The following is a 24,026-nucleotide window of genomic DNA, read 5'->3' as shown; positions in this document are numbered from 1 at the left end:
ATAGGAAGGGGAAGTGCCAACCTTCCCATGCTTGGGGCAGAGCCGGCGAGCAGCGTCTTGATCCTTTCTTCCCTTCCACCCCCCACCGTTCCCCCGGCCGTCCTCGTCCACGGAATCGACGGCCTGCGCGCCGCCCTCGCCGCGGCGGCGGACCTCGGGCGCCCGCTCACCGTGCTGAGCTTCCCCGGGGCGGCCGGATCCGCCGGGGCCTCCTGGTTCCATGCCCTGGTGTGCATGGGATCGGCGGATTATCCGGACGTGCCGGTGACGGCGGTGCTGGACTGCGGCGGACAGCCCGGCCACGCCCTGGCCGCGCTGCGGGTCGGGGTCCGCCATCTGCTTCTGGCCGACTCGGTGCCGGCCTGGACGCGCGTCCGGGCCATCGCGGAAACGGCGGGAGGCACGCTGTATGGTTTTGCCGGTCCGGTCTTCGATCCGCGCTTCTTCCGCGACCCCGTCAGGGGATGCCGCGAATGGCTCGCGGTAAACCCATAGGGCGAACCGACGCAGCGTTGCAAACGGTGCCCCGAACGGCTATGCAAAGCCGCATTTCCGACAGAAAACAAATCGGGACCTGGACCATGAAGATCACGCGCCGCGTCAAAGAGATCCTCGCCAATTACGAGAGCGACAATCCGGGAACCAAGGGCAACCTCGCCCGCATCCTGATGGAAGGCCGTCTCGGCGGTACCGGCAAGCTGATCATCCTGCCGGTGGACCAGGGGTTCGAGCATGGCCCGGCGCGCAGCTTCGCGCCCAATCCCGCCGGCTATGACCCGCACTACCACTACCAGATGGCGATCGACGCCGGCCTGAGCGCCTATGCGGCTCCCCTGGGCCCGCTGGAGGCCGGTGCCGACAGCTTCGCGGGCGCCATCCCGACCATCCTGAAGATGAACAGCGCCAACAGCCTGTCGCGCCAGAAGGAAGCCGCCGACCAGGCCGTGACCGCCAGCGTCAAGGACGCGCTGCGGCTAGGCTGCACGGCCATCGGCTTCACCATCTATCCCGGCTCCGACGCCATGTACCAGCAGTACGAGGAGATCCGGGAACTGAGCGCCGAGGCAAAGAGCTACGGCATCCCCACGGTCCTGTGGTCCTATCCCCGCGGCGGCCCCGTCACCAAGGACGGCGAGTTGGCCGTCGACGTGATCGCCTATGCCGCCCACATGGCGGCCCTGCTCGGCGCCCACGTCATCAAGGTCAAGCTTCCGACCGACTATCTGGAGAACGCCGAGGCCAAGAAGGTCTACCAGGAGCGCCAGATCCCGATCGGCACCCTGCCGGAGCGGGTCCGCCATGTCATGCAGTCCTGCTTCAACGGCCGCCGCATCGTGGTCTTCTCGGGCGGTGCCCACAAGGGCGAGGATGCCATCTTCGACGACGCGCGGGCGATCCGCGACGGCGGCGGCAACGGCTCGATCATCGGCCGCAACAGCTTCCAGCGGTCCCGCGAGGACGCGCTGGCCCTGCTCGACCGGCTGGTGAAGATCTATCTCGGGAAGGAATAACTCCCGGGCCTTCCGCTCCCCCGGGCCGGGCTCCCGTCGCCCGGATCCGGGGGAGCGTCTTCATTTCTGGCGGAGTTTTCTCCCATGGCGGACTGCCGCCTCTATCTCTGCACGCCGCCGGCCCTGGATCCGGCCGTGTTCGCCGACCAGCTGGCGCAAGCCCTGGACGCAGGCGACGTCGCCTGCATCCAGCTCAGGCTGAAGGACGTTGACGACGACACGGTGCGCCGCGCCGTCGACGTGCTGCGACCGATCTCGCAGTCGCGCGGCGTCGCCTTCATCCTGAACGACCGGCCCGACCTCGCGGCGGAGACGGGATGCGACGGCGTGCATGTGGGCCAGAGCGACTGGCCCTATGCCAAGGCGCGGAAGGCCGTGGGGGCCGATGCCATCGTCGGCGTGACCTGCCACGACAGCCGCCACCTGGCGATGGAGGCGGCGGAGGCCGGCGCCGACTATGTCGCGTTCGGCGCGTTCTATCCGACCACGACCAAGCCGTCCCACTACCGGCCGGAGCCCGACCTGCTGCAATGGTGGTCGGAGATGATGGAAGTCCCCTGCGTGGCGATCGGGGGCATCACGCCGGAGAACTGCGCCCCCCTGGTCAAGGCCGGCGCCGACTTCATCTGCGTCGTGACGGCGGTGTGGAACCATCCGGAGGGTCCGGGCGCCGGGGTCAAGGCGTTCAACGCGGCGATCGAGGCGGCCTCGGGAGCCACCTGACCGCCGCCGCGGACCGGTCCTACCGCGGCATGACGGTGCCGACGGCGGCCAGAACCGCCGGTTCCCGCCCTCGCGACCCTCGGGTTTCCAGGCTTTCGCGGGCCGCCCGGGCATCGCCGGCGACCACCGACAGGAACAGCGCCATGGACAGGATGGCCAGGAACGAGCCGGCCAGCGTGACCACGAAGGCGACCGGGTTGCCCGTGGAAAGCAGAACCCCCAGCCCGCCGGCCATCCCGACGAAACCGGCGATCCCGGTACCGACCTGAACCTTCGCCAACCGCGTGACGGGACGGGCTCGCCCCCGGTGATAAAGGCCGTAGAGGCACATCGTCACCCATCCCAGCAGGTTGAGGTGAGCATGCGCCGGGGCGAGCGTGAAGTCGTGCGCCACGCCCATATAGATGCCGAAGGACATTCCGGTCAGGGCCGCGGCGGCGGCCACGACGAAACAGACATATTCCAGTTTCATGATCTTCCTCGTTGCCTCTCCCGCGCTGCTCGGGGAGCGCGCGTCTGAACTCGATCCGCGCCGCGACAGGGCGACGCGAACCGGGCCAGACTGGCAGGAGATGACAGCGGGGACTGTCGCCCCGTTCACACCGGGGCGCTCTCTTTCGGCCGGTATCCGACCGGAGGGGGGCCGGGGTTCCGCCCAGGCGGCGGAACCCCCTTCGCGGCCGTTTACCTCAGCGCCGCGCAGGCGCGCTGGATGCGCTGGCAGGCCTCTTCCAGCTCCGCGGTCGAAGTCGCGTAGGAGATGCGGAAGAAGGGCGCCAGCCCGAAGGCCGAGCCCTGGACCACCGCGACGCCTTCGGACTCCAGCAGGTAGGTGACGAAATCCTCGTCCGTCCCGATCACCTTGCCGTCCGGGGTCGTCTTGCCGATCGTGCCCTCGCACGAGGGATAGACGTAAAAGGCACCTTCCGGCTTGTGGCACTTGATGCCGCTCGCCTGGTTCAGCATCGACACGACCAGGTCGCGGCGCTCCTTGAAGGCTTCCGCCCGTTCCTTGATGAAGTCCTGCGGGCCGTTCAGCGCCTCGACGGCGGCCGCCTGGCTGACCGAGGACGGGTTGCTGGTGCTCTGGCTCTGGATCACGCCCATCGCCTTGATCAGCTCCTTCGGGCCGGCCGCGTAGCCGATCCGCCAGCCGGTCATGGCATAGGCCTTGGACACGCCGTTGACCGTCAGGGTGCGGTCGTACAGCGACGGCTCGACCTGGGCCGGGGTCGTGAACTCGAACCCGTCATAGTTCAGGTGCTCGTACATGTCGTCGGTCATCACCCAGACATGGGGATGGCGGACCAGCACGTCGGTCAGCGCCTTCAGCTCAGCCCGGGTGTAGGCGGCGCCGGTCGGGTTGTTGGGGCTGTTCAGGATCAGCCACTTGGTCTTCGGCGTGATCGCCTTTTCCAGGTCCGCGGGCTGGAGCTTGAAGCCGGTGTCGGCCGGGCATTCTACCGGAACGGGCACGCCGTCGGCCAGCAGCACCATGTCGGGATAGCTGACCCAGTAGGGTGCCGGGACGATCACCTCGTCGCCCGGATTCAGGGTCGCCATCAGGGCGTTGTACAGCACCTGCTTGCCGCCGGTCCCGACGGTCACCTGCTCCGGCGTGTAGTCCAGCCCGTTCTCGCGCTTGAACTTGGCGCAGATCGCCTTCTTCAGCGCCGGGGTGCCGTCCACCGGGGTGTACTTCGTGTCGCCGGAGCGGATCGCCGCGATCGCGGCCTCCTTGATGTTGTCCGGGGTATCGAAGTCGGGCTCGCCGGCGCCGAGGCCGATGATGTTGCGGCCGGCGGCCTTCAGCTCACGGGCCTTCTGGGTGACGGCGATGGTCGGCGAGGGCTTGATGTTGCTCAAGCGGGTGGCGATGAACGGCATGGCATGGGATCCGGTGCGGATTTCGATCTGGGCGAGGTCTGTTGAATCTACGCGGCGGAGACCCTACGCCCGCCGCTTCCCCCGTGCAAGCGGCACGGACGATGGAGATAGGCCATCCGATTGCCCTCGGCGGATGCAGGATGGTACAGGAGAGTCGACTGTTACGGGTTCCCTATGCTAAAGTTGCGCCCCTTCTCCACTTTGGTTCATGGAAACGTACGGCGGTGCACGCCCCAGGCCTCACCCAACTGCTTGTCTACAGCGCGTTCATCGTGCTGGGCATGGCCGTGCTGTACGCGTTCAGGCCGCCGCCTCCGCCGAAGGTCAAGGGCCAGCGGATCACGCTCCGCAGGACCATAGACAACCTCAACCATCCCTCCCTGCACGATGTCCGGATCATCGACAAGCAGGGCCGCATCGTCTGCATCGAGCACATCATCCGCCTGCCGGCGAGCATCGTGCTGATCGGGACGGTGGCGGCCTCCGCCAAGGGCGAGGTGACCGGCAGCGAGTTCTCCCGGACCTGGAAGATCTCCAACCGGGGCGGCACGACCACCTGCGTCAATCCGCTGCTGGAACTCCAGCCCCTGAACCTCGCCTTCAAGCGCCGCTTTCCCCTGCTGCGGATCCGCGGCCTCGTGGTTTTTCCGGATACGGTCAGTTTCCCGAACGGTGCGCCCAAGGGGGCGGTTTGCGCCTCCGACTTCGAGCGGTGGATCGAGGAGGTCCTGAAGATGGACGGCACCGTCAGCTCCGCGACCGAACAGGCGTGGCCCGCGATCACCGCCATGGTGGCGTCCGCCCAGGCCCGCATCGAGCAGGCCCGGGCCAAGGGCCTGCTGGGGGGACAGGAAGCGGCCACGGGCGGCCGCAAGGCGAAGCCCGGCAAGAAGACCCTCGGCCCGGTGCCCGTGCGCGCCGCGGCGGCCTCCCGCGGACGGTGATGCCGGGGCGGCCATCGGGCGCGATCATTTGGTGAACGGATTCGCTCCCAAGGGACTGGCAGCGGGTGCCCGCGTTGAATATCTTACCAGCCATGACAATGCCCCCATCCATGCCCATGCTGATGCCGAAAGCCGCCGCCCTGCCGAAGCTGGAGGGGGGCAAGCGGCTCGAGATCGTGTCCGATTACAAGCCGGCCGGCGACCAGCCGCGCGCGATCGAGGAGTTGCTGAACGGCATCCAGCAAGGCGAGCGCGAGCAGGTGCTGCTGGGCGTCACCGGGTCGGGCAAGACCTTCACCATGGCCCACGTGATCCAGGAGATCCAGCGCCCCGCCCTGGTGCTGGCGCCGAACAAGACCCTGGCCGCCCAGCTCTACGGCGAGATGAAGAGCTTCTTCCCGAACAACGCGGTGGAGTATTTCGTCTCCTACTACGACTACTACACGCCGGAAGCCTACGTCCCACGCACCGACACCTATATCGAGAAGGAAAGCTCGATCAACGAGCAGATCGAGCGGATGCGCCACGCGGCCACCCGGTCGCTGCTGGAACGCGACGACGTGATCATCGTCGCGTCGGTGTCGTGCATCTATGGTATCGGCTCGGTCGAGACCTACTCGGAGATGACGCTGGGCCTCCAGACCGGGATGACGGTCAACCGGTCGGAGTTGCTGTCCCGTTTCATCGACCTGCAATACAAGCGCAACGACCTTGGTTTCGGCCGCGGAACGTTCCGGGTGCGGGGCGATACCGTCGAGCTGTTCCCCGCCCACATGGAGGACCGCGCCTGGCGGTTCTCGCTGTTCGGCGACGAGCTGGAGGGGATCTTCGAGATCGACCCGCTGACCGGCGAGAAGCTGATGGCGCTCCAGGCGGTAAAGATCTACCCCAACAGCCACTACGTGACGCCCAAGCCGACGCTGCACCAGGCGATCAAGCAGATCCAGCACGACCTGAAGGTCCGGCTGGCCGAGTTCGAGGCCGAAGGCAAGCTTCTGGAGGCCCAGCGGCTGGAGCAGCGGACCCAGTTCGACATCGAGATGATGCTGGCGACCGGAAGCTGCGCCGGCATCGAGAACTATTCCCGCTACCTCTCCGGCCGCCAGCCCGGCGAGCCGCCGCCGACGCTGTTCGAGTACCTGCCCAAGAACGCCCTGCTGATCGTGGACGAGAGCCACGTGATGGTGCCGCAGGTCGGCGGTATGTACCGCGGCGACTACATGCGGAAATCGACGCTGTCGGACTTCGGCTTCCGCCTGCCGTCCTGCAAGGACAACCGGCCGCTGAAGTTCGAGGAATGGGACGAGATGCGGCCGCAGAGCGTGTTCGTCTCGGCCACCCCCGGCCCGTGGGAGATGGAGCGGACCGGCGGCGTCTTCGTCGAGCAGGTCGTCCGCCCGACCGGCCTGACCGACCCGCCGGTGATCATCCGCCCGACCGAGACCCAGGTGGACGACCTGATCGCCGAGTGCAAGGACTGCGCGGCCAAGGGCCAGCGCGTGCTCGTCACGACCCTGACCAAGAAGATGGCCGAGGCGCTGACCGAATACATGCACGAGGCCGGCATCAAGGTCCGCTACATCCATTCCGACGTGGAGACGCTGGAGCGGATCGAGATCATCCGCGACCTGCGGCTGGGCGCCTACGACGTGCTGATCGGCATCAACCTGCTGCGCGAGGGCCTGGACATCCCGGAATGCGGGCTGGTGGCGATCCTGGACGCCGACAAGGAAGGCTATCTGCGGTCCCGCACCTCGCTGATCCAGACCATCGGCCGGGCGGCGCGGAACGTGGACGGACGGGCGATCCTGTACGCCGACAAGATGACCAACAGCCTCCAGGCGGCGATCGACGAGACCAACCGGCGCCGGGAGAAGCAGAAGGCCTACAACGAGGCCAACGGCATCACGCCGGAGTCGGTCCGCAAGCAGATCTCCGACATCATGGAGAGCGTCTACGAGCGCGGCGACCGGGTGACGGTGAAGACCGGCGACGCCGACCGCAACAACATGATCGGCCATAACCTCAAATCCTACATGGCCGACCTGGAACGCCGCATGAAGACCGCCGCCGCCGACCTGGAGTTCGAGGAGGCCGCCCGCCTGCGCGACGAGCTGCGCCGGCTGGAGGCCATGGACCTGGGGATCGACGGCGGCGACGCCCCCGCGATCGGCCTGGGCACCAACCGCGCCGTTCCCGACGGCAGCGGCCGGGCGGCACCCGCGCGCGGCGCCGCCGACGGACGGGGAAAGCCGAGGGGGCGGCGGCGCAAGGGGCCGTGATGGCTCGTAGCGCATTCAGCCGCATTGCCGCCGGACAGGGTCGAGCGTATATGAAGAAATGATCTATCGATCAAACCCTCAGCAAGGCGCGATCCCGATGCCCGCAACGATGGTCAAGAGCGACGGCGGTGACACCATTCCGGAGAGCATCCGGGAGTATCTGCGGATCGGCCCTGACGATCAGGTCGAGTTCGTCATCGATCCCCAGGGAAGGGTCTTGGTGGTGCCTGCCCGGGTTCCTGTCGAGCGCCTCCGCGGATGCCTGCCGAAACCGGAACGGCCGGTTTCGCTGGAGGAGATGGAGGAAGCGATCGCTAGCGGCATGGCCGGCGAAGAAGAGCCATGATCGGCCTGGATACCAACATTGTGATCCGGTATCTGCTTCAGGACGATCCTACGCAATCCGAACTGGCGGCTCAACTGATCGAGCAGGTCTGTTCTGCAGAAGAGCCTGGTTTCATCGCGATTCCCGTACTGGTCGAAATGGTCTGGGTGCTCCGGCGCGCCTACCGCTTCGACCGGATCTCGATAGCGGAAGTGATAGGATTGCTGCTTCGAGTGGAGCGGGTCAAGGTGGAAGGCGAGGAGATGGTGCGACTTGCGCTTTTCGACTTCAAGGAGGGGTTCGACTTCGCGGACGCGCTGATCGGACATCGCAATCGTGCTGCCGGTTGCCGTACGACCGCAACTTTCGACCGCCGTGCCGCAGCCATGCCGGCCTTCTCGTCGGTTCGCTCGGTGATCGGAACGCAGCCCCATTGAATCCGAATGCCGGCCGCTGGTGGCCCATCGGAATCTCGGCCAGCAGTTGAACCCGCGGGCAAATCCGGCTATGCAAGTCATGCGAACGAAATTCGCCGTGCGCCTCCGCGCGGTGTGAGGTCCGAGGAGAATTTGATGTTTTGGGTCATGGACGAAGAGCCGAAGGAAGAGACGCCCAAGCCGACCCCGGCACCGTTCAGCACGGTTCTTCAAAACCTGTTCAAGTCGCGCACGGTCATGATCTTCGGCGAGATCAACCAGAAGGTCGCCGAAAGCACCTGCGCCCAGCTTCTGGCCCTGGCGGTCGAGAATGACGATCCGATCCGGATCATCATCAACTCGCCGGGCGGCCACGTGGAGTCGGGCGACAGCATCCACGACATGATCCGGTTCATCACCCCGCAGGTGAAGATGATCGGCACCGGCTGGGTCGCCAGCGCCGGCGCGCACATCTATCTCGCCGCGAAGAAGGAAAACCGGCTCTGCCTGCCGAACACCCGCTTCCTGATCCACCAGCCGCTGGGCGGCGCCGGCGGACGGGCGACGGACATCGCGATCGAGGCGAAGGAGATCATCAAGATGCGCCGCCGCATCAACGAGATCATCGCCCGCGAAACCGGCCAGCCGCTGGAGCAGGTCGAGAAGGACACCGACCGGAACTACTGGATGTCCGCCGAAGAGGCGAAGGACTACGGCATCGTCAGCCGGATCGTCCAGGGCGCCCGGGAGATCGACTGAGGGCCTGCCTGAAGTTTTCGACAGTGCTGAAAGATCGGAATGCGGGCTTCGGCCCGCATTTTTCGTACTTGCTGAACAAGCGCCTCCGTGGCGCACCTATGGGCGCGCAACTTCGCCTTGCCTCGCTTTCGGCATCAGGTCGGGTGCGTCCGGTGGGGGTGGGTTCCGGTCGAGGTCGGCGATCAGCTGCTTCATCTCGGCGATCTCACGAACCTGTGCCTCGATAATCTGGTCTGCGAGCTGACGCACGCGAGGATCACGAATATGAGCGCGTTCACTGGTCATGATGGCGATCGAATGATGCGGGATCATTGCCTTCATGTAGGACACGTCGGTCACCGTTTCCTGGCTGCGCACCAGCCAGAGCGCGCCGGAGAACACCACCGCGCCGCCGATCAGAATGGCGATGTTCACCGTGTTGTTTCCGTACATCTTCCTCATGAATAGCATCATGATGATGGCCATGGCTGCCCCCATCACGATGGCCATCCAGGTTCGTGTCTGGCTGTAGAATATATGCTCCACTTCATAAGTGTTTAGATACATCAGAATGAACATCACAACTGTCGATACTAAAATCATTGCAGCAAAACGGGCATAACTCATGACATCCACCTTTCTGGTAATCAGCCGATGCAGGATCCGCTTGCAGTAAACAGATGTCATATCGGGCTGGTTCACCACATTGGGTGAAGCGGCACATGCCGCCACAATCGCATTTTTATTTAACTTTCATTTATGTCGGCACGTTCTGGAAATGGTCGTCGAGTACAGGACGCACGATCCTTCCGACCGACCGCCCCTGAACCAACGCGGACTGCCGTGGAAACTATGGCGTGGCAGGGCTAATGGACCTGCGGAGCATCACCGATCGGCAAAAGCCAGCTTCGCCCCCAGCGCCGCGAAGGCGCCGGCAAAGGTCCGCCGCATCCAGAGCAGCACGCGCGGTCGAGAGATCACGTGGCTCCGGATCGAGGCGGCGAAGATCCCATAGCCGACGAAGGCGGCGAAGGTCAGCAGCATGAAGACGGCGCTGAGTTCCAGCATGCGCGGGAGCGGATGCGGTTCGGTGGCGCTGACGAACTGCGGCAGGAACGCCAGGAAGAAGATCGACAGTTTCGGGTTGAGGATATTGACCAGGACGGCGGAGACGATCACCTGGACCGCCGACCGGGGGGTGACGTCCTTGTCGACGCTGAGCGCGCCCTGTTTCCTCAGCGTGTTCCAGGCCATGTAGAGCAGGTAGGCCACGCCCAGGTACTTGAGGATCTGGAACGCCATCGCGCTGGCATGGAGCAACGCCGCCAAGCCCAGGATCGCGGCGGCCATGTGCGGGATGATGCCCAGGGTGCAGCCGAAGGCCGCGATCAGGCTTGCCCGAAACCCGCGAGAGAGACCCGCCGCCAGGGTGAACAGGACTCCGGTACCGGGCGATGCGACAACGATCAGCGACGTTACCAGGAAGTCGATGCCCACGACAGTCTCCAGAGGGCGGCCTCCAGAGATGAAGCCTACGCCCGGATGTCCACCAGACTGCCGCGCCCCTTCGCCGCCCCACCCCCGGAGGTGCGGGTGGACAGAGCCTGCGCCGTCGTATCGACGGATTGGCCGGTCTCGGTCGAACTCATCGCGCGCCGGGGTGCCTCGGCCTTGTAGACCGGGGCGGGGGCCTGGACCGTCTGGGTCCGCGTGACGGTCGCGGTCTGCATGGCCGCCGCCATCGCAGGATTGACCGCATAAGCCGCCGAGGCCGCATTGTACGGCTTGGCGACGATCGGTGGCTGTACCGGCGGTATGTTGACGTTCATGACCCGCACCTTGAAGCTGGTTGAGGGGTGCTTAGCGGTCGAGCGGCCTTATGATGACACAACTTTACTGCGGAGTCACGAAGCTTCCCATAACGTCTCTCAGCCGGCCGGCTGCTGCTGGGTGATGCAGTGGATGCCGCCTCCGCCCTTCACGATGTCGAGGGCCAGCACCTGGAGCACCTCCCGGTCCGGGAACACCTTGCGCAGGGTGCGGAAGGCCTCGTCGTCGGCGGCGTCCTCGTAGGCCGGCATCACGATGCCGCCGTTGGCGATGTAGAAATTGGTGTAGGACAGGGTCAGGCGGACGCCGTTGTGGTCGCGGCGGTGCGGCTGGCGGAGCGGCACCACCTCGATCTCGCGGCCATGGGCGTCGCGGGCGGCCTTCAGGCGGTCCAGGTTGTCCTGGAAGATCTTGAAATTGGGATCGCCGGTGTCGTCGGTGGTCAGCGCCAGCACCACGCCCGGCCGGGCGAAGCAGGCGATCTCGTCGATGTGGCCGTCGGTCTCGTCCTGCTCGTAGCCGCGGCCGAGCCAGATCACCTGGCGGACGCCGAGATAGTCCTTCAGGTGCTGCTCGATCTCCGATTTGCCCAGGTTGGGATTGCGGTTGGGATTGAGCAGGCATTCCTCGGTCGTGATCAGGGTGCCCTCCCCGTCCACATGGAAGGAGCCGCCCTCCAGGATCAGCGGCGCCTGGTAGCGCGGCAGTCCCAGATGCTCCAGCACATGCCCAGCCAGTTCAGCATCGACCTGATGGTCCGGGTAGTTATTGCCCCAGGCGTTGAAGCCCCAATCGACGCCGGCGACCTGGCCCGCGTCGTTGACGACGAAGGTCGGCCCGGTGTCCCGGATCCAGCTGTCGCTGATCGGCATGGGCAGCACCTCGATCCCCGGGCCGCAGGCCAGGGACACCTCGGCCACGTCGGCCTGGTTGCACACCATGGCGACGGGCTCGAACTGGGCGATGCTCTGGGCGACCTCGGCATAGGCGGCGCAGGCGGCGTCGATGCCGCCGGCGAAAGTCTCGGGGCGGCAGGGCCACGCCATCCAGCAGCGGCTGTGGCGTTCCCATTCCGCCGGCATGCGGAAACCGTCCGCGGCTGGAGTGGACATGGTCTGATACCCCCTCAATGAATACGCCCCGGTGACACTAACCACCGGGGCGCGATCTTGGCAACCTCCCGGAACGGGAGCGAACCCGGCCGGGATAATCGGAAAATTTTCTTTGAAAAAAGAAACGAGGCCGAAGCGCTCTAATCGCGGCGCCTGGTCGGGGGATGTTGGGCCGGGAACCACTCGGACGAGGTGGCCGGACGTTGGAAGCGGGTCTGGGCGGCGGGGCCGAGACGGAGCAGGCCAAGGAACACGAGGAAATTCACGATACGCCTCTTCAGCAGTTTCACCTGATGAAGAAGTTATTCCCCTGCCGGGAGAAAGACAACCCCCTGCCCCGCTCCGCCGGGGCCGCCATGCGCGGCGCGCATGAGATAATGCAGCCCCGCGCATGAAGACCAATCCCGCACCGGCGAAGAAAAGCCGAAAAACTCAAGCGTTCGACGAGGCCGCCATCTGTTCGTCCTGCTTCCTGATTCTTTCCTGGCGGGCCATGAAAACTCCGGCCACGATGATGCCGGTCGTCACCAGGGCGACGATGATCGTCGCCAGCGCGTTGATCTCCGGCGTCACGCCGAGGCGCACGCTGGAGAAGATCACCATGGGCAGCGTGGTCGAGGCCGGACCCGACACGAAGCTGGCGATGACGAGGTCGTCCAGCGACAGCGTGAAAGCCAGCAGCCAGCCCGACACGATGGCCGGCGAGATGATCGGCAGGGTGATCACGAAGAAGATCTTGGCCGGCCGAGCGCCCAGGTCCATCGCCGCCTCCTCGATCGATTCATCCAGGCTGACCAGCCTGGACTGCACGATGACCGCGACGAAGGCCATGGTGAAGGTGATGTGGGCTATGGTGATGGTGGTCATGCCGCGCCCCTCGGGCCAGCCGATGAACTGTTCCAGGGAGACGAACAGCAGCAGCAGCGACAGGCCGGTGATCACCTCCGGCATGACCAGCGGCGCCGTGATCATGCCGCCGAACAGGGTCCTGCCGCGGAACCGGCCGAACCGGGCCATCGCCATGCCGGCCAGCGTGCCCAGCACGACCGAGAAGGTGGCGCTGAGCGCCGCGATGCGCAGCGACAGCCAGGCTGCGGACAGCATCTGGTCGTTGTTCAGCAGTCCCGCATACCACTTGGTCGACCAGCCGCCCCAGACGGTGACGAGGCGGCTCTCGTTGAAGGAATAGATGATCAGCAGGATGATCGGCACGTAGAGGAACGCGTAGCCGAACGCCATCATGGTGAGCACGAAGCTGGAGCGTCGCATCATTGTCTTGCCGCCTCCTGCTGCTTGCCTTGGTAATACTGGAACAGCATGATCGGAACCACGAGGAACAGGAGAAGCGCTATCGCCACGGCCGAGGCGACCGGCCAGTCGCGGTTGGCGAAGAACTCGTTCCACAGCACGGCGCCGATCATCAGCGTGTTGGGCCCGCCCAGCAGGGACGGAATCACGAACTCGCCGACGGCGGGGATGAAGACCAGCAGCGAGCCGGCGACGATGCCGGGCACCGACAGCGGCAGCGTGACGCTGAGAAACGCCGTGAAAGGCTTGGCGCCCAGGTCGGCCGCCGCCTCCAGCAGGGTGTCGTCCAGCTTCTCCAGGGTCGCGTAGAGCGGCAGGATCATGAACGGCAGGTAGGAATAGACGATGCCGATATAGATCGACGTATCGGTGTAGAGGATCTGGAGCGGCGCGTCGATGACGCCCAGCCAGAGCAGGAAGTTGTTGAGCAGCCCCTCCTGCTTCAGGATGCCGATCCAGGCATAGACCCGGATCAGGAACGAGGTCCAGAACGGCAGGATGATCAGCATCAGCAGCGGCCCGCGCCAGGCCTGCGGCGCCTTGGCGATGCCGTAGGCCATGGGATAGCCCAGCAGCAGGCACAGCACGGTCGAGACGAAGGCGATCTTCAGCGAATTGAGATAGGCCACCGCGTACAGGCTGTCGGTCAGCAGGAACAGGTAGCTGCCGAAATTCAGCCGGATGGTCAGGTACGTCTCCTCCGCCCACTCGACCAGGGCGGTATAGGGCGGGATCGCGATCGCGGCTTCGGAGAAGCTGATCTTCAGCACGATCGCGAAGGGGATCAGGAAGAACAGCAGCAGCCAGACATACGGAACCATGATGACCAGCCCGCGCCCCATCAGGCCCAGCCGGCGCAGCAGGTCCAGCATCAGGCGGACGGGAAGGAACTGGCCCAGGTCGAAGCCCGGCGACGGCGCGTCCTTGCTCATGCGGTCTCCCAGCGGAACGAAACCCTGCCTGCTCATCGGAGCTTCCTCATTGGGTCAGCACGACGCCCGCGAAGGGCTGCCAGGTGACGTACACGCGGTCCTCCCAGGTGATCGGCATCTCGGTCAGCCGGCTGAAGTTCGGCTGGGTGACGCGGACCATCTTACCGGACTCCAGTTCGATCAGATAGATCGACAGGTTGCCCAGGTAAGCGATCTCCCGTACCGTCCCGCGGGTCGCATTGCGGCCGCCGCCCGTCGCCGGGGGCTCCTTGGAGAGCGCCATCTTCTCCGGCCGGACGGCGACCGACACCGGAGTGCCCAGCGGGACGGGGACGCCGTGGTTGATGTAGAGGTCGCACCCGGCCTCCTCCGACTGGATCAGCACGTGGTCGGGCTCGTCCTCCAGGATGCGGCCGGCGAACATGTTGACCGAGCCGACGAACTCGGCCACGTATTTCGAGTTGGGATACTCGTAGACTTCGGCGGGCGTGCCGACCTGGGCGATCCAGCCGCTGTTCATCACGGCGATCCTGGACGACATGGTCATGGCCTCCTCCTGGTCGTGGGTCACGATCACGAAGGTGATGCCGACCTGCTCCTGGATATTGACCAGCTCGAACTGGGTCTGCTCGCGCAGGCGCCGGTCGAGCGCGCCCAGCGGCTCGTCCAGCAGCAGCAGCTTGGGCCGCTTGACGAGGCTTCGGGCCAGCGCCACGCGCTGCCGCTGGCCGCCGGAAAGCTGGTGCGGCCGGCGCTTGGCGAAGCGGCCGAGCTGGACCAGTTCCAGCACCTCGGCGACGCGCTGGCGGATCTGGTCGCGCGGCACGCGGTCCTGCTTCAGGCCGAAGGCGATGTTCTGCTCGACCGTCATGTGCGGGAACAGGGCGTAGCTCTGGAACATCATGTTGACCGGGCGGTCGTACGGCGGAATGTTCGACATGTCGACGCCGTCGATGAAGATCTTGCCCGAGGTCGGCATCTCGAAGCCGGCCAGCATGCGCAGGAGCGTGGTCTTGCCGCTGCCCGACCCGCCCAGCAGCGAGAACAGTTCCCCCCGGTAGATCGACAAGGAGACGTCGTCCACGGCCGTGAAGTCGCCGAACTTCTTCGTGACCTTCTCGATCCTCACATAGGGCTGTTCCTTGGGATCCTGCCAGGGTTCCAGCTTGATCTTGCGGTTGGGCTGAGCCATTTCCGGGTTCTCCCTGCGATCACGGCATCCGGCAAACAGAAGCCCCGGCCGTCGCGACCGGCCGGGGCTTGACTCCTTTGGATAGCGGTACCCGCTTACTGACCGGTCTTGACCCGGGTCCAGGAACGGGTGCGCAGCCGTTCGGCCGCCGGCGACACGGCCGAGACGGTGAACATGTTCCGCTTCGCCTCCTCCGACGGGAAGACCGCCGGGTTGCTCTTGACCGCCTCGTCCACCTGCTCCAGCGACGCAGGGACGGCGTTGGCGTAGTTGGTGAAGTTGGTGATGCCGGCCATCACCTCGGGCTTCAGGACGAAGTTGATGAATTTGTGGGCCGCGTCGGCGTTCGGCGAGTCGGCGGTCACCGTCATCATGTCGAACCAGAGCTGGACGCCCTCCTTCGGCACGACGTAATCGACGGTCACGCCGGCATTGGCCTCGGCGGCGCGGGCCTGGGCCTGGATCACGTCGCCCGAATAGGCCAGCGCCACGCAGGCGTCGCCGGCCGCGAGGTTGTTGATGTTCTGCCCCGTGACGAAGTTCTTCACGTAGGGGCGGATCTTCATCAGCGTCTCCTCGGCCTTCTTCAGGTCGTCCGCCTTGTCCGAGTTGGGATCGAGGCCGAGATAGTGAAGCACGGTCGGGAAAGTGTCGGTCGCCGAATCGAGGATCGTGATGCCGCAGGGGGCGATCTTCTTGGCGACTTCCGGATCGAAGATCAGGTCGAAGCTGTCGAGCGGCGCGTCGGGCATCAGGGCCTTGATCTTCTCGGCGTTGATGCCGATCCCGATGGTGCCCCACTGATAGATGACGCCGTACTCGTTGCCGGGGTCGGAGCGCTCGACCTGCTTCATCAGCACGGGGTCGAGGTTGTTCAGGTTCGGGATCTTCGACTTGTCGAGCTTCTGGAGAGCCCCGGCCTTGATCAGCCGGCTCATGGTCGGCTCGGCGGTGGGCACCACGATGTCGTACCCGGAGCGGCCGACCAGCAGTTTCTGCTCCAGGATCTCGAGGTTGTCGTAGATGTCGTAATTGTAGGAGATACCGGTTTCCGCCTTGAAGTCCTCAAGGGTCGTCTCGCCGATATAATCGTTCCAATTGTAGATGTTGACCGTCTGTGCCGACGCCAGGCCCGGCGCCAAGACGGCGACGGCGGCAACGGCGCCGATCAGGCTGCTTACGATCCTCTGCTTCATCCCGCTGAACCCCGACATTCTTGCAAATTTCATCACTCCGGCCGAGCGGACGCGCGCCCGTTACGCCGACCGGTTTGGGCATCGCCGCGTCGGCGGCTATTGCACTCATGGGCAGGGGGGTTGTCAACGCCGCAACGCAAACATTCGCTGCAAAGCTTTGGCGGGTCTGCCGGAGACGACGAGGATGGGGCGGAGGCAGCTTGACGCAGCCCACGACCAATTTTCTGAATTAATTCGCATATGCGCGAAAAAGAGGTAAATTCATGCCGTCATAGCTCCTTGGAGGATCGCACGGCAGCCCGGCTCGGATTTCTTCCGAGGACGGTAGGCATGCCCCGCCGGCTTCCCACAACGCGAGCACCACGCCACCCTGTCAGAGGCCATCCCATGCCCAACCTTGCCGTCATAGCTGACGATCCGGAAGAGTTCCGGCAATCGATCGAGCGCATGAACAACTCTGACTATCAGCGTAGCGCCGTCAGCTTCAATCACGGACTTCGAACCGCGCGGGAGTTGGAGGATCTGGTATGCAGGGAGCCTTTCGTACCGACCAACCTGGATGCCGTCGCCGACCTCTTGAAGGAATCGAATGACGAATGAGCGAAGGCGGTCTGGAAGGCGAGGTACTTTCTCATCGCACACGCGAAAAGCTGCTTGAGGCTTACGCACGCTCCTTGATCAATGCATGCAGGACAGTCCGTCTCGAGTTCAGCCTTGTATCCTATTCTGAGCGGGAGCTGAGACTCGCGCTCGATGAAGCCGATATCGACTTGACCGCGTTGTTCCGGCGCAGGCAACCTGCCGACGGCCTGTCTCCCGGCAAGATCGCGGGCATCATCGCTTTCAGGCTGGGACGATTCAAGATCGTGCATGTGGCAGAGCAAGGCCAAAGCCACGGCCTGATCCGCCTGATCCAGGATCTTGCGGCGATCTACGCCGTTCAGTCCGTGCTCCTTCGCATGGACCTACCTGACAGGAGGGTACTCGAAACCGCCTACCAGATGTCGAGACGCCACGCCAATCAGGAGACCTTGGGCATCGTTTTCGACGCGATCGCGCCGAGCATGGCGGCCTGATACAATTGAAGGACGGCGCCCGCTGAAGCGCCACGCTCAGCCGCCTGCAGATCGCCCAGGCGGAAGGGCAAGGCATCCCGACGATCCTGGAAGCGGACGCGAACCGCGTGACCTGCGTCCTGCCGGCACACCCCCGGTCGGCATCGCCGCATCGCTGGAGATGTGCCCGATCAGCTTGAACCGCTCCGGTCCTCGCAGCCGGCCGTTACATTCGTCGCACCGTGTTGCGCCAGGGGCGCAACCTGCGGCTCGATGCAGGGCGGAGGTGATGCGGGCCGACGATCATAGGTTGCGCCCACGGCGCAACGCTTCGGATCGACCTGATCGGGCACAGCTCTAGGAACGGTCCTCACACGTTCAGCAGCAGGTTCTCACGCTCCCAGGAGCTGATCACCCGCTGGTAGGCATCGTACTCCGCTTGCTTGACATGGGTCACGGCGGCGACGAAGCGTTCGCCGAAGATCTCGCGGAGCGGCTTGCAGGCATTGAACTTGGTGATCGCGTCGGACTGGTGTCGCGGCAACGTGTAGGCCAGCCGGTGGGCGCTGCCCTTGACCGGGTCGGTCGGCTCCAGCGACTGGATCATGCCGATATAGCCGCAGGCGAGAGAGGCGGCGAGCGCCAGGTAGGGATTGGCGTCTGCGCCGGCCACGCGGTTCTCGACCCGCCGCGACTCCGGCGGCGAGACCGGGACGCGAAAACCGGTGGTGCGGTTGTCGCGGCCCCAATGGACGTTGATCGGGGCGTCCGAGCCGGCGATCAGGCGGCGGTACGAATTGACGTTGGGCGCGAGCAGCGGCATCGCCGAAGGAAGGTACTTCTGGAGGCCGGCGATGTGGCTGAGGAACAGCGGCGTGTCCTCCCCGTCCTCGGTCGAGAACAGGTTCTGCCCGGTGTTCTTGTCGACCACGCTCTGGTGGACGTGCATGGCGCTGCCCGGCTCGCCCTGCATGGGCTTCGCCATGAACGTGGCGTAGACATTGTGCCGGATCGCGGTCTCCCGCACCGTCCGCTTGAACAGGAAGACCTGGTCGGCCAGTTCCAGCGCATCACCGTGGTTGAAGTTGATCTCGATCTGCGCCGCGCCGGCCTCGTGGGTCAGCGTGTCGATGTCGATCCTCTGGGCTTCGCAGTAGTCGTAGACGTCCTCGAAGATCGGGTCGAACTCGTTGACCGCGTCGATGCCGTAGGCCTGCCGGCCGCTCTCGGTCCGGCCGGAGCGGCCGACCGGCGGCACCAGCGGATAATCCGGGTCCTTGTTGATCTGGACCAGGAAGAACTCCAGCTCGGGGGCCACGATCGGCTGCCAGCCGCGCTCTTCGTACAGCTCCAGCACCCGCTTCAGCACCCATCGGGGCGAGATGTCCACCGGGCTGCCGTCGGCATAGTCGCAGTCGCTGATCACCTGGGCGGTCGCCTCCGCGTACCAGGGCACCATGCGGATCGTGTTCTCGTCGGGGCGCATGTAGATGTCGGAATTGGCCGGGCTGGTGACGTCCTCGTCATCCGGGTACTCGCCGGTCACCGTCTGGATGAAGATCGCCTCCGGCATGCGCAAGCCGCGCTCGCGCAGGATTCGGAGGAACTTCTCGGCCGGCAGGATCTTGCCGCGCGCGATCCCGGACATGTCCGGAACGAGACACTCGACCTCGGTGATCTGGCGGCCCTGGATGAAATCGCTGAGGAGGTTCATACATCTGACGGCTCGGGCGCACCCCGGCCGGCTCCGCGTTGTTGCGCCTGACACCGGCCATTATGGGTCGATGCCGCGGCACGCGCCAGGGGGGCCGTTGCGGGTTGGGCGAAATTCGCTTGGCCAACCCCGATTTGGTGCTTGCACCCGGAGCGTCGTGGCCTTAGCGCATCGGGAGTACGAAGTGAAGGATCCTCCATGCGCATTGCTTTCCTGGCCTTGCCGCTGCTGCTGTCCGGCTGCGGAGTCATCGAAATGGTCGCCAGCGGTGTCGCCGACGGCACCAAGTTCGTCATCAACCGGGTCGAGAACGACCCGCAGGTCCAGGAGACCCGACGCCAGCAGGGCTATGCCCCGGCGCGGGGCCAGGACCTGACGGCGCCGCAAGCGGTCCCGGCCCAACCCTATCCGGACCAGACCCGGCCGTCGTACCAGTCCGGCGGAGCGACGGCGGCACCGGCTCCGCTGGCCGCTCCGGTGACCCCGGTGACCCGCGGCGAACCCCTCTGAGCTGACGCCCCCTTCGGCCGGGACATCGCCGGCCCGGATATCGCCGGCCGGGACATCGCCGCCCGCGGGCACCTCCGTCCGCGGGTATCGCCGTTGTGCGGAAGGATCGAAGGGGGCACTATGCGGCCCCCAAGGGTGCCGAACAGGCTTCCACCAAGAGAGGCGAGATGAAGAGACGTCAATTCCTCACCACGGGCGCGGCCGGTGGTGCCGTAGCGCTGGGCGCCGCCGCAAGCTTTCCGGCTCCCGCCATTTCCCAGGGCCGCCAGCAGTGGACGATGGTCACGTCCTGGCCCAAGAACGCGCCCGGCGTCGGCGTCAACGCCCAGCGGGCCGCCGACATGATCGGGGCGCTGAGCGGCGGCCGGCTCACGGTCAAGCTCTATGCCGCCGGCGAGCTGGTCCCGCCGTTCGAGGCGTTCGACGCCGTCGCCAGCGGCACCGCCGACATGCTGCACGCCACCCCCTATTACTGGCAGGGCAAGAACCCGGTGTTCCACTGGTTCACCGGCGTGCCGTTCGGTCTCACGGCGGCCGAGTTCAGCGGCTGGATCTATTACGGCGGCGGCCAGCAGCTGTGGGACGAAGCTTACGCGCCGTTCGGCGTCAAGCCGTTCTATGCCGGCAACAGCGGCGTCCAGGCGGGCGGATGGTTCGTGCGCGAGGTCACCGGCCTGGCCGACCTGCGCGGCCGGAAGTTCCGGATCGCCGGCCTGGGCGGCGCCGTGATGCAGAAGATGGGCGTCAACGTCGTGCTGACGCCGCCGGGCGAGATCTTCGCCGCCCTTCAGTCGGGCGCGGTCGACGCGGCGGAGTGGGTCGGCCCCTGGAACGACCTGGCGTTCGGCCTGTACCAGATCGCCAAGTTCTACTACCTGCCCGCCTTCCACGAGGCAGGTCCTGCGCTGGAGATCAGCGTCAACAAGCAGAAATACGACGCCCTGCCGAAGGACCTCCAGCAGATCGTCGCGGCCGCAGCCCAGGCGACGGCGACCACCACGCTGGCCGACTTCACCTATCACAATGCCCAGTCCCTGGAACCGCTGGTCCGCGACCATGGCGTGCAGCTCCGGGAATGGCCGGAGGAGGTGGCGGTCGAGATGGGCCGGGCGACCCGCGAGGTCATGGCCGAGATTTCCGCCGCGAACGACATGACCCGGAAGGTTCATGCCTCCTTCTCCGCCGCCCTGGAGAAGTCCCGCGCCTGGAGCCGGTGGAGCGACCTCTCCTACCTGAACCTGCGCGAGAAGGCGCTCGGCGCCTGAGTCGTCCCGTCCCTCGCCCGGGGCCGCGCTGTTAGGGCGCGGCCCCCGACCGTGCCGTCGAGGTAGACACGGCATCGCCCGCCACCCATAAAGTCTCCCCGTTCGTTCCTGGACACAAGGCGGAATGCGACGATGGACCTCGACGAGCCGATGCGGATCGACGGCGACATGGCCGTGCTCCGGTCCCGCCGCACGCGCTGGATCACCCGGATGGGGCTCGCCGTCCTGATCCTGCTGGTTCTGGTGCCGGCGATCGATCTCGGCATCTCCCGCCTGTTCTATGACGCTGACGAGGGCTTCGTCTGGCGGAACCGGCCGGTACCGGAGGCGATCCATGGCGCGATCCAGGTCCTCGCGCGGATCATCGGCGCGGCGACCCTCCTGGCCTTCCTCCATACAGCCGGCCGCTCGCTGTGGAACCTGCTGCGGACCTGCGAGGGTGCACCGGTGGTCCTGCTCGGGCTCGGACCGCGAAGCTGGGCCTTCCTGTTCCTGGGCCTGTTGCTCGGACCCGGGCTGGTCGCCAACGTCGTGCTGAAGGACATGTGGAGCCGCGCCCGGCCGGTACAGGTGGCGGAGTTCGGCGGCGACCAGTATTTCAGCCCGCCCTTGGTGATCAGCAACCAGTGCGAAAAGAACTGCTCGTTCGTCGCCGGTGACGCGGCCATGGGATTCTATCTGCACATCTTCGCCTATGTTGCGATGCGGCGCTTCGCCGGACCGCTGCTCGTCGCGGGCATGGCAGCCGGGCTCGCCGCGGGGCTCCTCAGGATCGGCATGGGAGCCCATTTCTTCAGTGACGTGATCTATGCCGGAGTTTTCATGACCTTGACCATCGCCGGGCTGCACGCCGCCATGTTCTCGCCCAGGCAGACCCTGGACCTGTGGCGCCGCTGGACACCCTGGTGCGACAGCCGCTGGCCGTCGCGCGAAGGAGGGTCCTGATGGCCGGTCGCGGCCATCCCCGTTCCTGGTATTCCGAGACCGCCCTGCCCCAACCCGATCATCCGCCGCTGGCGGGCGATCTGAGGTGCGACGTCTGCATCGTGGGCGGCGGCTATACCGGGCTTTCCGCGGCCCTGCATCTGGCGGAGCGGGGCTATGACACCGTGCTGCTGGAGGCCGAGCGGATCGGCTGGGGCGCCTCGGGGCGGAACGGCGGACAGATCGTCACGGCGTACAATCCCTCCATGGGGACGATGGAGGGGTGGGTCGGCAAGGACGACGCGCGCCTGCTGTGGGAACTGGGCGAGGAATCGAAACGGATCCTGGCGGACCGGGTGGAGCGCCACGCCATCGACTGCGACCTGCGCTGGGGCTACGTCCTGGCGGCGCTGAAGCGGCGGCAGCTTGCCGGGCTGCGCGACCTGGAAGCGGAGTGGAGCGAAGGTTACGGCTACCAGGAGGCACGCCTGCTGGACCGGGACGAGATCCGCTCCATGGTCGCGTCCGATGCCTATGTCGGCGGGCTGTTCGACGGCGGCAGCGGGCAGCTCCATCCGCTGAACTACGCGATCGGGCTTGGCCGCGCCGCGACCGGGGCGGGCGTCCGGATCTTCGAGGGTTCCCGGGTCGAACGGCTCGAGACCGGCACGACGCCGGCCGCCCACACCGCCGCCGGCACCGTCCGGGCGGACTACCTGATCCTGGCGGGCAACGCCTATCTGGGTGGGCTGGTGCCCGAACTGGCGGCCAAGATCATGCCGGTCGCGACATACATGATCGCGACGGAGCCGCTGGGCGAGGAACGCGCGACGTCCCTGATCCCGTGCGGACACGCAGTCGCCGACGTCAACTTCGTCCTGAACTACTACCGGCGCTCGCCCGACCACCGGCTGCTGTTCGGCGGAGGCGTCAGCTATTCGGGGCTCGACCGGCCGGACCTGAAGCGTATCCTGCGCCGCACGATGCTGCGCTACTTCCCGCAGCTGGCCGATTCCGGGATCGACCATTGCTGGGGCGGCCATGTGGCCATCACGCTGAACCGCACGCCCCATTTCGGGCGGATCGGCTCCAGCATCTTCTTTGCCCAGGGCTATTCGGGCCACGGCGTGGCGCTCACCGGCCTTGCCGGAAAGCTGATCGCCGAGGCGGTCGGCGGGACCGCGGAACGTTTCGACGTCTTCGCCCGCCTGCCGCACCAGCGTTTTCCCGGCGGTCCCGCCCGCATGCCCTTGCTGGTGCTCGCCATGGCCTGGTTCCGCCTGCGCGACCTGCTGTGAAAGGATTACCGCGGCGGCGCGGAGAGCGCTCGGATCGACTGCAAAAAAGACGTAATCTGGAGGAGGAATGGTCGTTCCGTCCCGGAAAGCCGTGCGAAGAGCCCCTGCCAACAGCCAAGCCTTGATCCGTGCCCTCCAGAAACCCGATACTGCTATCCGCCCTGCTCCTGTTCTGGGCCATGGCGCCGGTCCGTGCCGAAGCCCAGACCTGCTCCGCCCGGCCGCCGCCCCCGACGGTGTCGGTCGAGACCGCCCAGACCGATGTTCTCGCCAATGAGGATCTCGGCTTCGGCGAACTGACCCGCCTGTTCCGCAAGCCCGGCGCCCACCCCGCCGGGCTTTACACCGGAGCGATCGCGGTCGCCCAATCGGCCCGGTACCGCTGGGTCGACGACGGCAGGGAGATCTGCGTGTCCCTCGACACGATCGAGGTGACGATGACGCTGACCGAGCCGAAGATCTATATCGGGCGGGAACTGTCGGACGACGCCTGCGCCCGCGAATCGGTCTGGCGCCACGAGATCGTCCACTACCGGATAGACCAGGACGTGCTGCAGCGTTTCGCCCCGATCATGCAACGGGCCGTCGAGTTCGCTGCGAAGCAGGCCGGCGGTCAGGTCGCCAGGCGGGAAGCCGACGTCACCCGCATCGGCGAGCGGATGGCGCGGTCGGTCCGCCAACATGTGGACCGGGTCTCGCGCGACATGCAGAGCGACCGCGACAGCCTGCACGACCGTCACGACTCGCGCGAGGAATACGCCCGCACCTCGACCGTGTGCTCCCGCGGCGATCTCGGCAACTCCCGGCCCGTGCTGTGCGCGTCCGAGCCGCACCTTTGCACGAACCTGGAGAAGCCGTGATGCC

27 protein-coding genes are annotated in these 24,026 nt (G+C 65.9%); 16 read left to right on the top strand and 11 right to left on the bottom strand.

Annotated elements, in window-relative coordinates; all coding sequences use genetic code 11:
• The first annotated feature begins 57 nt into the window (after window positions 1-57).
• From IGS68_RS06740 to thiE, 3 genes are all read left to right on the top strand, one after another.
• On the top strand, window positions 58-495 hold the full coding sequence (locus tag IGS68_RS06740; RefSeq protein ID WP_201078327.1) for a hypothetical protein: 438 nt from the start codon (window positions 58-60) through the stop codon (window positions 493-495).
• A gap of 86 nt (window positions 496-581) precedes the next feature.
• On the top strand, window positions 582-1,511 hold the full coding sequence (locus tag IGS68_RS06735) for a class I fructose-bisphosphate aldolase (protein WP_201078325.1): 930 nt from the start codon (window positions 582-584) through the stop codon (window positions 1,509-1,511).
• 84 nt (window positions 1,512-1,595) lie between these two features.
• On the top strand, window positions 1,596-2,234 hold the full coding sequence (thiE, locus tag IGS68_RS06730) for a thiamine phosphate synthase (RefSeq protein WP_201078324.1): 639 nt from the start codon (window positions 1,596-1,598) through the stop codon (window positions 2,232-2,234).
• A 19-nt stretch (window positions 2,235-2,253) separates the two neighbouring features.
• Here thiE and IGS68_RS06725 read toward each other — a convergent pair whose 3' ends face one another.
• The gene (locus IGS68_RS06725) at window positions 2,254-2,706 is read right to left on the bottom strand and encodes a hypothetical protein (RefSeq protein ID WP_201078323.1); all 453 of its coding nucleotides are present in this window, start codon (window positions 2,704-2,706) and stop codon (window positions 2,254-2,256) included.
• Between the two features lie 212 nt (window positions 2,707-2,918).
• Entirely contained in the window at window positions 2,919-4,121 is a 1,203-nt protein-coding gene (locus IGS68_RS06720) for an aspartate transaminase (RefSeq protein ID WP_201078322.1), read from the bottom strand.
• Window positions 4,122-4,345: 224 nt separating this feature from the next.
• Here IGS68_RS06720 and IGS68_RS06715 point away from each other — a divergent pair, with 224 nt between their 5' ends.
• The 5 genes from IGS68_RS06715 (at window position 4,346) to IGS68_RS06695 (ending at window position 8,847) form a co-directional block, all read left to right on the top strand.
• Window positions 4,346-5,065 carry a hypothetical protein gene (locus IGS68_RS06715; protein ID WP_201078321.1) on the top strand — a complete coding sequence of 240 codons (720 nt, stop codon included), beginning with the start codon at window positions 4,346-4,348 and terminating at the stop codon, window positions 5,063-5,065.
• 92 nt (window positions 5,066-5,157) lie between these two features.
• Window positions 5,158-7,347, top strand: coding sequence for an excinuclease ABC subunit UvrB (gene uvrB, locus IGS68_RS06710; RefSeq protein WP_412766132.1), 2,190 nt, complete (start codon window positions 5,158-5,160; stop codon window positions 7,345-7,347).
• 58 nt (window positions 7,348-7,405) lie between these two features.
• The gene (locus IGS68_RS06705; protein ID WP_201078320.1) at window positions 7,406-7,693 is read left to right on the top strand and encodes an AbrB/MazE/SpoVT family DNA-binding domain-containing protein; all 288 of its coding nucleotides are present in this window, start codon (window positions 7,406-7,408) and stop codon (window positions 7,691-7,693) included.
• Entirely contained in the window at window positions 7,690-8,109 is a 420-nt protein-coding gene (locus tag IGS68_RS06700) for a PIN domain-containing protein (protein ID WP_201078318.1), read from the top strand. The genes IGS68_RS06705 and IGS68_RS06700 overlap by 4 nt, the downstream gene beginning before the upstream one ends.
• A gap of 135 nt (window positions 8,110-8,244) precedes the next feature.
• Window positions 8,245-8,847, top strand: coding sequence for an ATP-dependent Clp protease proteolytic subunit (locus tag IGS68_RS06695; protein ID WP_201078316.1), 603 nt, complete (start codon window positions 8,245-8,247; stop codon window positions 8,845-8,847).
• Between the two features lie 96 nt (window positions 8,848-8,943).
• Here the strand turns inward: IGS68_RS06695 and IGS68_RS06690 are convergent, their stop codons facing one another.
• The 4 genes from IGS68_RS06690 to aguA form a co-directional block, all read right to left on the bottom strand.
• Window positions 8,944-9,453, bottom strand: a complete 510-nt coding sequence (locus IGS68_RS06690) for a DUF305 domain-containing protein (RefSeq protein WP_201078314.1) — start codon at window positions 9,451-9,453, stop codon at window positions 8,944-8,946.
• Between the two features lie 258 nt (window positions 9,454-9,711).
• Window positions 9,712-10,323, bottom strand: coding sequence for a LysE family translocator (locus IGS68_RS06685; RefSeq protein ID WP_201078312.1), 612 nt, complete (start codon window positions 10,321-10,323; stop codon window positions 9,712-9,714).
• A gap of 35 nt (window positions 10,324-10,358) precedes the next feature.
• Window positions 10,359-10,655: a hypothetical protein gene (locus IGS68_RS06680; RefSeq protein WP_201078310.1), complete on the bottom strand. Its 297-nt coding sequence runs from the start codon at window positions 10,653-10,655 to the stop codon at window positions 10,359-10,361.
• 99 nt (window positions 10,656-10,754) lie between these two features.
• A complete protein-coding gene (aguA, locus tag IGS68_RS06675) occupies window positions 10,755-11,768 on the bottom strand; it encodes an agmatine deiminase (RefSeq protein ID WP_201078309.1) in 1,014 nt (337 codons plus the stop codon).
• 203 nt (window positions 11,769-11,971) lie between these two features.
• Between aguA and IGS68_RS06670 the strand changes: the two genes are divergently transcribed.
• A complete protein-coding gene (locus IGS68_RS06670) occupies window positions 11,972-12,163 on the top strand; it encodes a hypothetical protein (RefSeq protein ID WP_201078308.1) in 192 nt (63 codons plus the stop codon).
• 37 nt (window positions 12,164-12,200) lie between these two features.
• On the opposite strand, the gene IGS68_RS06665 is transcribed toward IGS68_RS06670, so the two are convergent.
• The 4 genes from IGS68_RS06665 to IGS68_RS06650 all read right to left on the bottom strand — a co-directional run bounded on the left by IGS68_RS06665 (window position 12,201) and on the right by IGS68_RS06650 (window position 16,396).
• On the bottom strand, window positions 12,201-13,037 hold the full coding sequence (locus IGS68_RS06665) for an ABC transporter permease subunit (protein WP_201081139.1): 837 nt from the start codon (window positions 13,035-13,037) through the stop codon (window positions 12,201-12,203).
• Window positions 13,037-13,948 carry an ABC transporter permease subunit gene (locus IGS68_RS06660; protein ID WP_201081137.1) on the bottom strand — a complete coding sequence of 304 codons (912 nt, stop codon included), beginning with the start codon at window positions 13,946-13,948 and terminating at the stop codon, window positions 13,037-13,039. Before IGS68_RS06660 ends, IGS68_RS06665 begins: the two co-directional genes overlap by 1 nt.
• A gap of 106 nt (window positions 13,949-14,054) precedes the next feature.
• The gene (locus IGS68_RS06655) at window positions 14,055-15,200 is read right to left on the bottom strand and encodes an ABC transporter ATP-binding protein (RefSeq protein ID WP_201078307.1); all 1,146 of its coding nucleotides are present in this window, start codon (window positions 15,198-15,200) and stop codon (window positions 14,055-14,057) included.
• A gap of 95 nt (window positions 15,201-15,295) precedes the next feature.
• Window positions 15,296-16,396 (bottom strand): polyamine ABC transporter substrate-binding protein, encoded by a 1,101-nt coding sequence (locus IGS68_RS06650; RefSeq protein WP_201078306.1) that lies wholly within the window; start codon window positions 16,394-16,396, stop codon window positions 15,296-15,298.
• Window positions 16,397-16,783: 387 nt separating this feature from the next.
• On the opposite strand from IGS68_RS06650, the gene IGS68_RS06645 reads away from it, so the two are divergent.
• On the top strand, window positions 16,784-16,996 hold the full coding sequence (locus tag IGS68_RS06645) for a hypothetical protein (RefSeq protein ID WP_201078305.1): 213 nt from the start codon (window positions 16,784-16,786) through the stop codon (window positions 16,994-16,996).
• Window positions 16,993-17,472, top strand: a complete 480-nt coding sequence (locus IGS68_RS06640) for a hypothetical protein (RefSeq protein WP_201078304.1) — start codon at window positions 16,993-16,995, stop codon at window positions 17,470-17,472. Before IGS68_RS06645 ends, IGS68_RS06640 begins: the two co-directional genes overlap by 4 nt.
• A 349-nt stretch (window positions 17,473-17,821) precedes the next feature.
• On the opposite strand, the gene IGS68_RS06635 is transcribed toward IGS68_RS06640, so the two are convergent.
• Complete coding sequence (locus tag IGS68_RS06635; RefSeq protein ID WP_201078302.1) at window positions 17,822-19,165, bottom strand: glutamine synthetase family protein; 1,344 nt, start codon at window positions 19,163-19,165, stop codon at window positions 17,822-17,824.
• Between the two features lie 198 nt (window positions 19,166-19,363).
• Between IGS68_RS06635 and IGS68_RS06630 the strand changes: the two genes are divergently transcribed.
• The 5 genes from IGS68_RS06630 to IGS68_RS06610 all read left to right on the top strand — a co-directional run bounded on the left by IGS68_RS06630 (window position 19,364) and on the right by IGS68_RS06610 (window position 24,022).
• Window positions 19,364-19,675: a hypothetical protein gene (locus IGS68_RS06630; RefSeq protein WP_201078301.1), complete on the top strand. Its 312-nt coding sequence runs from the start codon at window positions 19,364-19,366 to the stop codon at window positions 19,673-19,675.
• Window positions 19,676-19,842: 167 nt separating this feature from the next.
• Window positions 19,843-20,940 (top strand): TRAP transporter substrate-binding protein, encoded by a 1,098-nt coding sequence (locus tag IGS68_RS06625; RefSeq protein WP_201078300.1) that lies wholly within the window; start codon window positions 19,843-19,845, stop codon window positions 20,938-20,940.
• Between the two features lie 132 nt (window positions 20,941-21,072).
• Window positions 21,073-21,885, top strand: a complete 813-nt coding sequence (locus tag IGS68_RS06620) for a phosphatase PAP2 family protein (protein WP_201078299.1) — start codon at window positions 21,073-21,075, stop codon at window positions 21,883-21,885.
• Window positions 21,885-23,162: an NAD(P)/FAD-dependent oxidoreductase gene (locus IGS68_RS06615; RefSeq protein WP_201078298.1), complete on the top strand. Its 1,278-nt coding sequence runs from the start codon at window positions 21,885-21,887 to the stop codon at window positions 23,160-23,162. The genes IGS68_RS06620 and IGS68_RS06615 overlap by 1 nt, the downstream gene beginning before the upstream one ends.
• Window positions 23,163-23,290: 128 nt before the next feature.
• On the top strand, window positions 23,291-24,022 hold the full coding sequence (locus IGS68_RS06610) for a hypothetical protein (protein WP_201078297.1): 732 nt from the start codon (window positions 23,291-23,293) through the stop codon (window positions 24,020-24,022).
• Window positions 24,023-24,026: the final 4 nt, after the last annotated feature.

The sequence above is a fragment of the Skermanella sp. TT6 genome, from assembly GCF_016653635.2.
GTDB classification, from domain to species: Bacteria; Pseudomonadota; Alphaproteobacteria; order Azospirillales; family Azospirillaceae; genus Skermanella; species Skermanella cutis.
This window is presented reverse-complemented; position numbering and strand designations above follow the sequence as displayed.